General features: G+C 71.3%; 12 protein-coding genes. All 12 read left to right on the top strand.

What is annotated here, in order from left to right; all coding sequences use genetic code 11:
* The first annotated feature begins 19 nt into the window (after positions 1-19).
* Complete coding sequence (locus AB0D94_RS24210) at positions 20-760, top strand: type 1 glutamine amidotransferase domain-containing protein (protein WP_362055408.1); 741 nt, start codon at positions 20-22, stop codon at positions 758-760.
* A gap of 38 nt (positions 761-798) precedes the next feature.
* On the top strand, positions 799-2,283 hold the full coding sequence (locus AB0D94_RS24205) for an aldehyde dehydrogenase family protein (protein WP_362055406.1): 1,485 nt from the start codon (positions 799-801) through the stop codon (positions 2,281-2,283).
* Positions 2,220-2,966 (top strand): NAD(P)-binding domain-containing protein, encoded by a 747-nt coding sequence (locus AB0D94_RS24200; RefSeq protein WP_362055404.1) that lies wholly within the window; start codon positions 2,220-2,222, stop codon positions 2,964-2,966. The genes AB0D94_RS24205 and AB0D94_RS24200 overlap by 64 nt, the downstream gene beginning before the upstream one ends.
* The gene (locus AB0D94_RS24195) at positions 2,951-3,475 is read left to right on the top strand and encodes a (2Fe-2S)-binding protein (RefSeq protein WP_362055402.1); all 525 of its coding nucleotides are present in this window, start codon (positions 2,951-2,953) and stop codon (positions 3,473-3,475) included. The genes AB0D94_RS24200 and AB0D94_RS24195 overlap by 16 nt, the downstream gene beginning before the upstream one ends.
* A gap of 5 nt (positions 3,476-3,480) precedes the next feature.
* Positions 3,481-5,907 (top strand): xanthine dehydrogenase family protein molybdopterin-binding subunit, encoded by a 2,427-nt coding sequence (locus AB0D94_RS24190; protein ID WP_362055400.1) that lies wholly within the window; start codon positions 3,481-3,483, stop codon positions 5,905-5,907.
* Positions 5,904-6,740: an FAD binding domain-containing protein gene (locus AB0D94_RS24185; RefSeq protein WP_362055397.1), complete on the top strand. Its 837-nt coding sequence runs from the start codon at positions 5,904-5,906 to the stop codon at positions 6,738-6,740. The genes AB0D94_RS24190 and AB0D94_RS24185 overlap by 4 nt, the downstream gene beginning before the upstream one ends.
* 93 nt (positions 6,741-6,833) lie before the next feature.
* Positions 6,834-8,066, top strand: a complete 1,233-nt coding sequence (locus tag AB0D94_RS24180) for an MFS transporter (RefSeq protein ID WP_362055395.1) — start codon at positions 6,834-6,836, stop codon at positions 8,064-8,066.
* Positions 8,063-9,574: an ATP-binding protein gene (locus AB0D94_RS24175; protein ID WP_362055393.1), complete on the top strand. Its 1,512-nt coding sequence runs from the start codon at positions 8,063-8,065 to the stop codon at positions 9,572-9,574. Before AB0D94_RS24180 ends, AB0D94_RS24175 begins: the two co-directional genes overlap by 4 nt.
* A 12-nt stretch (positions 9,575-9,586) precedes the next feature.
* The gene (locus AB0D94_RS24170) at positions 9,587-9,928 is read left to right on the top strand and encodes a nuclear transport factor 2 family protein (protein ID WP_266937957.1); all 342 of its coding nucleotides are present in this window, start codon (positions 9,587-9,589) and stop codon (positions 9,926-9,928) included.
* 116 nt (positions 9,929-10,044) lie between these two features.
* Entirely contained in the window at positions 10,045-10,692 is a 648-nt protein-coding gene (locus tag AB0D94_RS24165; RefSeq protein ID WP_362055390.1) for a TMEM175 family protein, read from the top strand.
* Positions 10,693-10,812: 120 nt separating this feature from the next.
* Complete coding sequence (locus AB0D94_RS24160; RefSeq protein ID WP_362055388.1) at positions 10,813-12,075, top strand: transposase; 1,263 nt, start codon at positions 10,813-10,815, stop codon at positions 12,073-12,075.
* Positions 12,075-13,220: an XdhC family protein gene (locus tag AB0D94_RS24155; protein ID WP_362055386.1), complete on the top strand. Its 1,146-nt coding sequence runs from the start codon at positions 12,075-12,077 to the stop codon at positions 13,218-13,220. Before AB0D94_RS24160 ends, AB0D94_RS24155 begins: the two co-directional genes overlap by 1 nt.
* The last annotated feature ends 81 nt before the right edge of the window (positions 13,221-13,301 follow it).

Raw genomic sequence — 13,301 nt, 5'->3', positions numbered from 1 at the left:
CCAGAACAAGGAGAGAATCATGAAGATTCTCGTCGTCATGACGGCCAAGGCCACACTCCACCTGCTGGACGGAGAACAGCACCCCTCGGGATTCTGGGCCGAGGAATTCGTCGTGCCCTATACGCTGTTCAAGGCCGCCGGCCACACCGTGGACGTCGCGACGATCGGCGGGCAGGCGCCCACCGTCGACCAGACGAGCATCGACCCCCAGTTCCTCCGGTGGGTCCGTCCCGAGGGCTCCCCGGACGAGGACGCGGCGAACGCCGCCGAATACGTCCGCGTCATCGGTGAGACGTCCCAGCTGAAGAACCCGATCGCCCTGGAATCCCTGACCGAGAAGGACATCGCCGACTACGACGGCGTCTACGTCAGCGGCGGCCACGGAGCCATCGGCGACCTCCCCAAGTCCGACGAACTCGCCCAGATCCTGCGCTGGACCCTCGCCCAGGACAAGCCGCTCGCCACCGTCTGCCACGGCCACACCTCGCTGCTCGCGCTGCGCGACGGCGAAGGCCACTGGCCCTTCGAGGGCTACCGGATGACGGCCTTCTCGCACAGTGAGGAACTGGTCACCAACATGGCCGGCCGGCTCCCGCTGATCCTGGAGGTCGAGCTCACCCGGCTCGGCGCGCGGTACGAGAAGGCCGAGGCCATCTGGGACTCGCACGTGGTCGTGGACCGCAATCTGACCACCGGCCAGAACCCGTACTCCTCCAAGGCCCTCGCCGAGACGTTCTTACGTCAGCTCGCGAAGGGCTAGCTCCTCCGCCCCGCACTCGACACCGGAAGGCAGCAGCCATGACCAGGCGCGCGCTCAGCGACCAGCCCTTGGCCAACCCCGGAAAACTGTTCATCGGCGGCAAATGGGTCCCGGCCCAGGACGGCCGTACCGAGCCGGACATCAGCCCCGTGGACGGCCAGGAGATCGTGCCGGTGGCCCAGGCCACCGCCGCCGACGCCGACGCGGCGGTGGCCGCCGCACGCAAGGCGTACGAAGAAGGTCCGTGGAGCAGACTGTCGGCCCAGGAGCGTGCGCTGCGGCTGAACCGGGTCGGTGAGCTCATCGAGCGCGACCTGGAAGAGATCGCCATGCTCGAAACGGTGGACATGGGCAAGCCGTTCGCCTTCTCCAGCACGGTCGACGCGCCCATGGCCGCGCAGCTCATGCACTACTACGCCGGTGCCGTGACCCGCGTCGACGGCTCCTCCCGGGCCCCGGCCGGCGGACAGCTCGCCTACACCCTGCGCGAACCGCTGGGCGTGGTCTGCGCGATCACCCCGTTCAACTTCCCGCTGCTGCTGTCGATGACGAAGATCGCACCGGCGCTGGCGGCGGGGAACACGGTCGTCCACAAGCCCTCCCCGGCCACCCCGCTCACCGCCCTGAAGATCGCCGAGCTCTTCCAGGAGGCGGAGATCCCGGACGGGGTGCTGAACGTCATCACCGGTCCCGGCGTGGAACTGGGGGAGACCCTCACCGACCACCCGGACATCGACAAGATCGCCTTCACCGGCTCCACCTCCGTCGGCCAGTCCATCATCCGCAAGGCGGCCGGCACCCTGAAGAAGGTGACGATGGAACTCGGCGGCAAGTCCGCCAACATCGTCTTCGCCGACGCCGACCTCAACGCGGCCGAGGAGCTCGCCTTCTTCGGCATCTACTACAACAAGGGCGAGATCTGCACCGCCGGCTCCCGGCTGCTGCTGCACCGGCCCATCCACGACGAGATGGTCGAACGGCTGGTGCGCCGGGCCGCCGCCCTCAAGCCCGGCGACCCGCGCGACCCCGCCACGCTGTTCGGGCCGCTGGCCCACCGCGGCCAGTTCGACAAGGTCAGCTCCTACATCGAGATCGGTGAGAAGGAAGGCGCGACCCTGCGCACCGGCGGCACCGGCTGGACCCCCGAAGGCGCTTCCAGCCAGGGCCTGTACTTCCTGCCGACGATCTTCACCGGCGTCGACAACGGCATGCGGATCGCCCAGGAGGAGATCTTCGGCCCGGTGCTGTCGATCATCCCCTTCGACACCGAGGAGGACGCCGTACGCATCGCGAACGACAGCGCGTACGGCCTCGCCGCCGGCGTCCACACCAAGGACCTGCGGCGCGCCCACCGGGTCGCCTCGCAGATCAAGGCCGGCACGGTCTGGGTCAATTGCTACAACCAGTACGACCCCGCCGTGCCCTACGGCGGCTACAAGGCCTCCGGCTACGGCCGCGAGTGCGGCCCCGAGTCGCTGGAGAGCTACACCCAGACCAAGTCGGTCTGGATCGGCATGGACTGACAGCCGTACGGACCCGGGGGACCGGGCCGCACGGAACCGAACGTCGAGGAGAGTCAATGCAGACAGGCATCATCGGCACCGGGCGGATCGGCTCGACCCTCGCCAGGATCCTCGTGGCGGCGGGACACCAGGTCGTGCTCGCCAACGCCCGCGGCCCGCAGACCCTCGGCCCGCTCGTGGCCGAACTGGGACGGGCGGCCTCGGCGGCGCACCCTGCCGAGGCCGCCGGCCAGGCCGAACTCCTGGTGCTGATGGTGCCCTTCGACAGCGTCCGCGGACTGCTGCCGCAAGAGGCCGTACGGGACACCGTGCTCGTGGACGCCACCAACGCCTTCGACGGCCCCGGCGCACCCCGGGACCTCGGTGAGCGCGGGTCCAGCGAACTCGTCGCCGACTGGTATCCCGGAGCCCGGCTGGTGAAATCCCTGAACACCATGCATTTCGAGACCCTCGCCGTCGCCGGCACCGCGCCGGAACGGACGGGGTCGGAGCGCCTGGCCCATTTCGTGGCGGGCGACGACGTGAAAGCGAAGGAAATCGTCGCGGGAATCATCACGGATCTGGGATTCGCACCCGTCGACACCGGCCCGCTGCACTCCGGAGGAATTCTCCAGCAGCCCGGCGGGCCCCTTTTCAACCGGCCGCTCACGGAAGCGCAGGCGCTGGCATGGATATCTCACTGAAGGTGAACGGAAGACCCGAGCAGTTCTCGGCGGAGCCGAACGAACTGCTCGTGGAACGGCTCCGCGACGGCCTCGGGCTGACCGGCACCAAGGTCGGCTGCGACACCGGCCAGTGCGGCTCCTGCGTCGTCCAGCTCGACGGCCGGTCCGTCAAGAGCTGCCTGGTCCTCACCGCGTCGGCGGCCGGCTCCGAAGTCGCCACCATCGAGGGGGTCACCACCCCCGGCGGTGAACTGTCCGGCCTCCAGGAGGCACTGCGCCAGGAGCACGGCACCCAGTGCGGCTTCTGCACCCCGGGCATGGTCATGGCCCTCGGCGAGCTCGTCGACTCCACCGCCGGCGGCGAGGCGCCCACCGAGCCCGAGATCCGCGAGTGGCTCACCGGCAACCTGTGCCGCTGCACCGGCTACCACAGCGTCGTCCGCGGAGTGCAGCGCGCCTGCGCCGCCGCCCGTGCCGAGGTCCCCGCCGGCTCCGCCGCGGCCACCGCAGCCGGACAGGAGGTGTGAGGGACATGACCGCAGTGACGGGGGAGCAGACGGCGCAGCCGCAGGAGACCGCCCCCAGCGGGAACGGCCTGCTCGGACAGCCGCTGGACAGCCGCGAGGACCCGCAGCTCCTGCGCGGCGAGGCGAAGTACGTCGCGGACATCGACCTGCCGGGCACCGCCCACATGGCCATCCTGGGCAGCACCGTGGCCCACGCGAAGATCCTCTCCATCGAGACCAAGGCGGCCGAGCAGCTGCCCGGCGTGCTGAAGGTGGCCACCGCGGCCGACTTCACCGACGTCATGCCGCTGCCCTGCATCTGGATACCCGGCGGGGTCGAGAGCCACTTCCCGCCCCACCCCTACGGACTGCCCGGCGCCCGGCCCGTCCTCACCGGGGACACGGTCCGCCACGTGGGCGACCCGATCGCGGTGGTCGTCGCCGAGACCCCGCGCCAGGCCGCCGCCGCGCTGGCCGCCATCACCGTCGAGTACGAGCCGCTGCCCGTGGTCGTCCGGGCCGACGAGGCCCTCGCCGAAGGCGCGCCGCAGCTGCACGAGGCCGTACCGGGCAACCTGAACGCGTACTGGACCTGCGGCGACAAGGACCGCACCGACGCGGCCATCGCCGAGGCCGAGGTCACCGTGGAACTCGACCTCGTCAACCAGCGCACCATCAACAGCCCCATCGAACCGCGCGGTGCGGTCGGCGACTACAACGCCGCCACAGGCGAGTACACGCTCTACGCCTCCACGCAGGGCCCGCACAACCACCGCTTCCTGCTCTCCGCGCTGGTCCTCGGCATCCCCTTCAACAAACTGCGGGTGATCGCCCCGACCGTCGGCGGCAGTTTCGGCACCAAGGGGTACCTGTACCCGGACATGCCGCTGGTCCTGCTCATGTCCAAGGCGCTGGGCCGGCCCGTGAAATGGGTGGACACCCGCACCGGGCTGATGAACTCCACCGTCCAGGGCCGCGACCACCGCCAGCACGTCACCCTCGCCGGCACCCGCGACGGCCGCATCACCGGCCTGCGCTGCACCAGCTACGCCAACCTCGGTGCCTACCCCTCGACGATCGGCCCAGGTGTCGCCACCGCCCTGATGGGCCGCTCCATCAGCGGGATGTACGACATCGACGCGGCCTTCTGCGAGGTCTACGCCGCCTTCACCAACACCGTCTCGCTCGGCGCCCAGCGCGGCAGCGGGCGCGCCGAGGCCGCGTTCCTGATGGAACGCCTGGTCGACCGGTACGCCTCCGAGATCGGCATGGACCCGGCGGCCGTACGGCGCAAGAACCTGGTGCCGAAGGAGAAGTTCCCGTACGACAACGGCCTCGGCTGGACCTACGACTCCGGGAACTACCAGCTGAACTTCGACCGGGCCATCGAACTGTCCGGCTACGCCGACATGCCCGCCCGCAAGGCCGAGGCCCGCGCCCGCGGCAAGCGGCTCGGCGTCGGCATCGCCACGTACGTCGCGATCTGCGGTGTCGGCCCCTCCACCCGGATGTCCCAGGAGGGCATGCTCGGCGGCACGTGGGAGAGCGCCAACATCCGCGTCCACCCCACCGGCGAGGTCACCGTCACCGTCGGCTCCGCCTCCACCGGCCAGAGCCACGGCACCGTGTTCGCCCAGGTGGCCGCCGACGAACTCGGCATCGACCCGGACACCGTCCAGGTGTACGAGGGCGACACGCTGAAGGCCCCGTACGGCCAGGGAACCTACGGCTCCCGCTCCTACAGCATGGCGGCCCCGGCCGTCGCGCTCACCGCCCGGAAGATCAAGAGCAAGCTGGTCCGGGCCGGCGCCGTCTTCCTGAACGTCCCCGAGGAGAAGGTCGTCTACGAGGGCGGCAAGGTCTACGAGGCGGGCAACCCGGAGAACACCAAGACCTTCGCCGAGCTCGCGATGGCCATGTGGTACGGCTGGGGACTGCCGCCGGAGATCGAACCGGCCCTCGACGAGACCACCCACTTCGACCCGCCGGACTTCAACTACCCCTTCGGTACGCACGTGGCGGTCGTCGAGGTCGACGAACTGACCGGCGAGACCGAAGTGGTGGACTACACGGCCGTCGACGACGCCGGACACATCGGCAACCCGAAGGTGGTTCTCGGCCAGATCGAGGGAAGCATCGTGCACGGCCTCGGCCAGGCGCTGATGGAGGTGGCCGAGTACGACGGGAACGGACTGCTGATCAGCTCCGACCTCGACCACTACGCCCTGCCGCGCGCCGCCGACGTACCGCTCTTCACCCTCGACAAGACCGTCACGCCCTCACCGCACAACCCGCTCGGCGCCAAGGGCGCCGGCGAGATCGCCACCGTGCCGCCCGCCGCGGCCGTCGTCAACGCGGTCGTCGACGCCCTCTCCGACCTCGGAGTGCAGCACATCGACATGCCGCTCACCCCCGAGAAGGTCTGGCGCCGCCTGCGAGGAGAAGCCCAGTGATCCTCACCGAGTTCGACTACGTCCGGCCCGTCGGCCTCGACGAGGCCCTGACCCTGCTCTCCGGCACCCGGGGCGCCCGGGTACTGGCCGGCGGACAGAGCCTGCTGCCCGGGCTGCGCACCGGCGAGAACGGCTTCGGCGCCGACGGGGTCCGGCTGCTCGTCGACATCCGCCGCCTGGAGGAGCTGAGGGGCATCGGCCGGAGCCCCGAGGGACTGCGCGTCGGCGCCCTCACCACCCTCGCCGAACTCGCCGCGGACCCGCTGGTGCTCGCCGAGGCCCCGGAACTGGCCGCCGCGGCCCGGGCCAACGGCGACCCCCAGGTCCGCAACCTCGGCACCGTCGGCGGCAACCTCGCCGCCCCCGGCCGGGCCACCGACCTGCCCGTGGCCGCCATAGCCGCCGACGCCACCGTCGAACTGGCCGGACCCGGCGGCCGGTCGACCGTGCCCGCCGAGGAGTTCGCGGCCACCGGGGTGCCCGACGGCTCGGTCGTCACCGCACTGCTGGTGCCCGCCGCCGGCCGGGCCGCCGCCTTCGAGAAGACCGCCGACCGGGCCACCCGGTACCCGGTGTGCGCCGCCGCCGTACGGATGACCACCGACGGGCCGCGCATCGCCGTCACCGGCGCCACCCCCCGCGCGCTGCGGCTGCGCGGGGTCGAGGACCGGCTGCGCGGAGGCCCGTACACGACGGACGCCGTACTCGCCGCCTTCCGCGGCGAACCCCGGGAACTGTTCGTCCCCGGGCGCGGCACCTCGGCCGAGTACCTCGGCCACCTCGCGGGGGTGCTCACCGCCCGCGCGCTGGCGAAGGCCCGGGCCCTCGCCTGACCACCGCACGCCACGGGGCCCGTCACGGGCCCCATCACGGGGGAGTTGAGTGAAGCAGTGGCCGAACCGACGAAAACGACCACGGGGGTTACCGTGCACCCAGCCGCGCACCGAGCCGCGCACGCGGCCGGCCCGGCCAGAGGCTCCGGCTTCTGGGTGGTGGGCGCGGTCCTCGTCCTGCTGATGCTCTCCTCCTCCGTACCGTCCGCCCTCTACGTCCTCTACCAGCAGCAATGGGGCCTGTCCTCCGGGATCATCACGGTGGTCTTCGCCCTGTACGCGGTCACGGTCCTCGCCGGGCTGCTGCTGTTCGGGTCGCTCTCCGACACCCTGGGCCGGCGCCCCGTCCTGGGCGCCGGACTGGTCCTGGCGATCGTCTCCATGGCCCTGTTCGCCGCCGCCGACGGGCTCGCGCTGCTGCTCGCCGCCCGCGCCGTGCAGGGGCTCGCCGTGGGTCTGGCCACCGGGGCGATGGGCGCGGCCCTGCTCGAACTCGCCCCGCCCTCCAGGCCCGCGCTCGGCGCCCAGGTCAACAGCGCGGGGCCGACCGTGGGCATCGGGCTGGGCGGGATCGGCGCCGGACTGCTCGTGCAGTTCGCGCCCGCGCCGACCGTACTGAGCTACCTCCTGCTGATCGGGGCCTTCGCCCTCGGCCTGGTGGGAGTGGTCCGGATGCGGGAGAGCGCTCCCGGGGCGGGAGGCCGCTTCCGGGTGGTCCCGCACCGGATCCACGTACCGGCCGGAGCCCGCGGCCGCTTCGCCGTCCTCGTCCTGTCGATCGTGGCCGTCTGGTCGGTGGGCGGGTTCTACCTCTCGCTCGGCCCGCACCTGGTGCTGTCGCTGCTGGAGTCCACCAACTACCTCGTCGGCGGGGGCACCGTGGCCCTGCTCGCCGGCGCCGCAACCGTGGCCCAGCTGCTGCTCGGCCGCACCGAGGCCCTGCGCACCGCCGTACTCGGCCTGTGCGGGCTGCTCGCCGGGCTGGGCCTGGTCCTGCTGGCACTGGGGCTCGGCTCGGCGCCGGTGTTCCTGGTGGCCACCGCGGTGCTCGGCAGCGGCTGGGGCGCGGCGTTCCTCGGCTCCTTCCGGGCGCTGAGCACCCTCGCCGATCCCGCCCACCGCGGTGAACTGACCGCGGCCGTCTACGTCTTCGCGTACCTGGCGATGAGCGTCCCGGCGGTGCTCGCCGGGATGCTCACCAACATCCACGGGCTGCACCGCACCTCGGTCGGCTTCATGGCCGCCGTCGCCGGGGTGTGCGCGATCGCCCTGCTGGCCACCCTGCGGCTGGCCGCGCGTACCAGGGCCGAGGGGAGCACGGCATGAACGTCCCGGAGCTGCGCTCCGCCCTGCACGGGCTGGAGATCTTCGCCGCGATCACCGAGGAGCAGCTGGACTGGCTGGTCTCGGTGTCCGAGCCGCGGGTCCTCTCCGACGGGGAGGTGCTGTTCCGCGACGGCGAGGAGGCCACGGGCTTCCACGTCCTGCTCTCCGGCGGGCTCGTGGTCACCAAGGTCGTCGACGGCCGCGAGGAGGTGCTCACCCGGCACTCCACCGAGGAGGAGAGCGCCGCCGCCGAGGACCACGACGGCAAGCCCTCGGCGGCCCACCGGTTCACCGGGGAGCTCCCGCTGCTCACGGAGGGCTCCTACGTGGCCACCGCGGCCGCGAGCGGGCCGTCGACCACGGTCGTCGCCTACTCCAGGCCGGTCTTCTTCGAGATGCTGACCCGCTGCAGCGGAGTGGCCGCCGTACTGCTGCCGGTCCTGGCCTGGCGGATCAAGTCCTCCGAGGTGCAGGCGCGCAAACGGGCCACCGTGGAGGCCCTCGGCACCCTCGCCGCCGGGCTGGCGCACGAACTGAACAACCCGGCGGCCGCCGTGGCCCGGGCCGCGCAGGAGCTGGCCCCCGCCCTGGAGCGGCTCACACGGACCGCCCAGGCCTGGGGGGCGTCCGCGACGGGGGCCGAGCGCGCCGTCTTCGACCGGCTGTCCGAGGAGCTGGACAAGCTGCCGCCGCCGGAGATCACCGACCCGCTGGCCCAGGCCGACGCCGAGGAGGAGATCGCCGACTGGGCCGAGGAGGCGGGCGCCGAACGCTCCGGCCTGCTCGGCTCGGGGGTCTCCGACCTCGGCGTCGAGCTGGGCTGGCTGCTGGAGCGGCTGGAGGGGGTCGGCGAACCGGCCCTGGCCGCGGGGCTGGACCACCTGGCGGCGCTGCTGGAGATCCGCTCGCTGGCGGCGGAGCTGCGCGCGGCCGGCCCCAGGATCTCCCAGCTGGTGGCCGCCACCCGGGATTACGCCAATCTCGACCGCGCGCCCGAGCAGCGCTTCTCGGTGACCGACGGGCTGGAGAACACGCTGGTCGTGCTGCGTGCCAAGCTCGCCGGGATCAGCATCGTGCGCGCGTACGAACCCGGCCTGCCCGAACTGACGGGCTATCCGAGCGAGTTGAACCAGGTGTGGACCAACCTGGTAGACAACGCGGCCGAGGCCATGGAGGGGTCCGGTGTGCTGACGCTGCGCGCCCGGGCCGAGGGGATCTGCATGGTCGTGGAGATCACCGACACCGGCCGCGGCATCCCCGAGGAATCCCTGCCGCGGATCTTCGAACCCTTCTACACCACCAAGGACGTGGGCAAGGGCACGGGCCTGGGGCTGCACCTCAGCTACCGCATCGTGACCCAGCGCCACCGCGGGTCGATCACGGCCCGCTCGCGTCCCGGAGAGACCCGGATGGTGGTCCGGCTGCCCTTCGCCGGCACCGCCGCGTCCTGCGCTCCACCCGCCGCACCAGCCGGTGCGCCCGTCTCCACCAGTTCCTCCACCAGTTGAATGGGAGTCGACATGGCCAAGTACGACATCTCCAAGCTGCACCCGGTGTTCGTCCGCCAGATGGACGCGCTGGCCGCACTGGACATCGAGGCGGTGATGAAGAACTACACCGACGACGCCGTACTGCTGCGCTTCGAGGGGGTCTCGGTCGGCATCGACGCCGTTCGCGAGACGTTCACCGGCTATCTCACCGTGAAGCCCACCCTGGTCGAACTCCAGGAGTACATCGAGACCGAAGACACCATCTTCTACCGGGCGATCATGAACCTGAACGGCGAACCGGAGCACGCGTTCGGGACACTTGTGGTCCGCGATGGCCGAATCTGGCGGCAGACGGCCGGGTTCGGCGGCTGAGTTCTGAAATCTGGGTAGCGTGTGCGGGGAGGGCGGGAGAAGATCGCCCTCCCCGTATGTGTGGCATACGAGGGCCGGCAAGTTGCATTTATGCACCACATGGCAAAGGGGAGGTCATGGAACACGAAACCGGGCGGGTCGAGGCATTCAGCGACGGCGTATTCGCCATCATCATCACGATCCTTGTTCTGGAATTGAAGGTTCCGGAACAAACGGGATCGGAGTTCTGGCACGGGGTCTGGGAACAGTGGCCGCATTACGCCGCCTATGTGGTGAGTTTCCTCATCATCGGCGTCATGTGGGTGAACCACCACACCATCTTCAGTCACCTCAAGCGGGTGGACCGACCGCTGTTGTTCCTGAATCTCCTGGTGCTCATGGTGGTATCGGTGATTCCGTACACGACCACCGTTCTCGCCGAACACCTCGTCGAGGACGGGAAGTCGGCGAACGCGGCCGCCGTCCTCTACAGTGCCGTCACGGTGGCCTACGCCCTCGCCTTCATGGCCTTCTGGTGGTACGTCACCCGGGTCGGCCACCTCTTCCACGAGCACGTGGACAAGGACGGCGCCCGGGCCACCCGGATGCGTTTCGGTCTCGGCGCGATCGCGTACCCGCTCACGGTCCTGCTGGCGTTCATCTCCGCACCGCTGACCCTTGTCGCACACTTCCTGATCGCGATCTACTATGCGGCGAACCAGATCCCCATCCCCCTCGTGGTAGAGGAAGAGCGGCTCGAAACTGCCAGCGACCTCAGGAAGTAGCCGCCGGGGCCTACGGCCGTTCTCCGCGGTCAAGTAGGGTAATGGATCTAGCTGGTCGCGGGGGAGGCCGAGATGGCTCGCGTAGTCCTGCCGGAGGATTCCGAAAGGGAAATCTCCGAATTGATCGATGTACTGATCTCTCTGCTCTTCGAGTCCTTACCCCGGCGGGACCAGCGAAACTGGGCCCGCGTTTATCTGAACGGCCTCGTGCAGACCACCGGCAAGAAAACCATCCGTAACATTGCCGGAACAGGGGCCAGTTCCGTAGAGCAGAGCCTCCAGCAGTTCATCAGCAAGTCCCCCTGGGACTGGACCCCGGTGCGCCGCTCCCTCGCCCAGCACCTCGAACGCACCGCCCAGCGCCCGCTGGCCTGGGTGCTGCAGCCCATGGTGATAGAGAAGGCCGGCGACCGCTCGGTCGGCGTCGGCCGGCAGTTCGTCCCGCAGCTCGGCCGCACCGCCAACTGCCAGCAGGCCAGCGGGATCTGGCTCGCATCCAGCGAGGCCAGCTTCCCGGTCGAGTGGACCCTCACCCTCCCGGGCCCCTGGACCAGCGAACTCCTGCGCAGGCGGCGGGCCGGAATCCCCGACACGGCCCGCTCGCTCACCCCCGCCCAGGACGCCGTGAACGCCGTACAGCGGATGGCCGCGACCTGGCAACTCCAGCGCCGCCCCGTGGTGATGGAGGTCGCCAACAGCGATCTCCCGCAGAGCATCGAGTCCTTCGCACTCCAGGACATCCCCTTCGTCTTCAAGGTGGACGGCTCGCTGCCCGTCTCCTTCGGCGGCGCGGGGCGGCACAAACCCGGGCCGCACACGGCACCCGCCCGGGAACTCATCGACTCCCTGCGCTCCCAGCGCCGCGTCGTCGAGTGGACCCGGCACGGCCGCGGAGAAGGAGCGGTGACCCTGCTGACCTCCGCCTCGATCCTCGCCACCCCCAGCGAGGACCGGCCCGTGCCCGCCCCGCCCACCCCCCTGCTGCTGGTCGGAGCCTGGACCGAAGCCGCCCTGATGCCCACCGAGTTCTGGGTCACCAACATCGGGGACCGGCCGCTCGCCCAGCTCTTCCTGCTCGCCAAACTCACCGACCGGGTCTCCCTCGACTTCACGGAGACCTGCGAACCGGCGGGCATCCGGGACTTCGAGGGCCGCTCCTTCCGGGGCTGGCACCACCACGCCACCCTGGCGAGCGTGGCCCACGCGGCGAAACTGCTCGGCTCGCGCGGCCGCGAACCCGAGAGCTATCCCGGAGCCACCCGGTCGGCCGCCGTCCGGGCGGCTGCCGCGGCCCGGCATCCCGCCACCCGGCCCGCCCCGGCGGTCCTGCCGCCCCGCCCGCTCATCCCCGGACAGACCGCGCGCCGCGAGTACATCCGCTGATGCTCGACATAGCCGACGAGCTACGCGCGTGGTGCGCCGCGCGGCGGGAATTCGCGCTGGCCACCGTGGTGGCGGTCAGCGGCAGCGCGCCGCGCGGCCCGGGAGCCTCCCTCGCCGTGGACGACCGGGGCACCGCGCTCGGCTCCGTCTCCGGGGGCTGCGTGGAGTCCGCCGTGCACGAACTGTGCCTCGACGCGATCGCCTCCGGCGAGGGCGGCCTGCACCGCTTCGGCTACAGCGACGACGACGCCTTCGCCGTGGGGCTGACCTGCGGCGGAGTCCTCGACGTGCTGGTCACCCCGGTCCGCGGGCGCGACCCGGTGCGGCCCGTCCTCGGCTCGGTGCTCGACGCCGCCGCGGGCGGGGCCCGGGCCGCACTGGCCCGGGTGGTCTGCGGCCCGCCGCGCCAGCTCGGGCGGGCGCTCGCCGTCCACGCCGACGGATCCTACGAGGGCGGGCTGGACGGCGGCGCGGCCCTGGACCGGGCCGCCGCCGGACGAGTACGGGCCCTGCTGCTGGCCGGCCGCACCGGCACCGCCGAACTCGGCACGGCCGGCGGCCTGTGCGGACAGCCCCTGACCCTGCTCGTCGAGTCCGCGGCCGAACGGCCCCGGCTGCTCGTCTACGGGGCCATCGACTTCGCCGCCGCCCTCGCGCGGATCGGCGCCTTCCTCGGCTACCGGGTCACCGTCTGCGACGCCCGTCCCGTCTTCGCGACCCCGGAGCGCTTCCCCGACGCCGACGAGGTGATCGTGGACTGGCCGCACCGGCACCTGGCCGCGCAGGCGCAGGCCGGCCTGCTGGACACCCGTACCGCCGTCTGCGTCCTCACCCACGACGCCAAGTTCGACGTACCGCTGCTGGCGCTCGCCCTGCGGCTGCCGCTGGGGTACGTGGGGGCCATGGGCTCGCGGCGCACCCACGCCGAGCGGGCCCTGCGGCTGCGCGAGGAAGGGGTGCCGCAGGCCGCGCTGGCCCGGCTGCGCTCACCGATCGGCCTGGACCTGGGCGGCGGCACCCCCGAGGAGACCGCCCTGGCCATCGCCGCCGAGTTCACCGCCGTGCGGCACGGCGGCTCGGTGGTCCCGCTGACCGGCGGCCGCGAACCGATCCACCGGCGGCCCGCCGGGACCAAGGTCCCGTAGGAAAGAACCACGCGGCCCGGTATGTCCTGGACGATCGGCCCGGGCGTGGTGAACACCAGGACGTGGGAGAATGAAGTACGT

The organism is Streptomyces sp. NPDC048255, from assembly GCF_040652415.1.
Taxonomy (GTDB): Bacteria; Actinomycetota; Actinomycetes; order Streptomycetales; family Streptomycetaceae; genus Streptomyces.
Note: the sequence above shows the minus strand (reverse complement) of the source record. Positions and strands in the feature narration are given on the sequence as shown.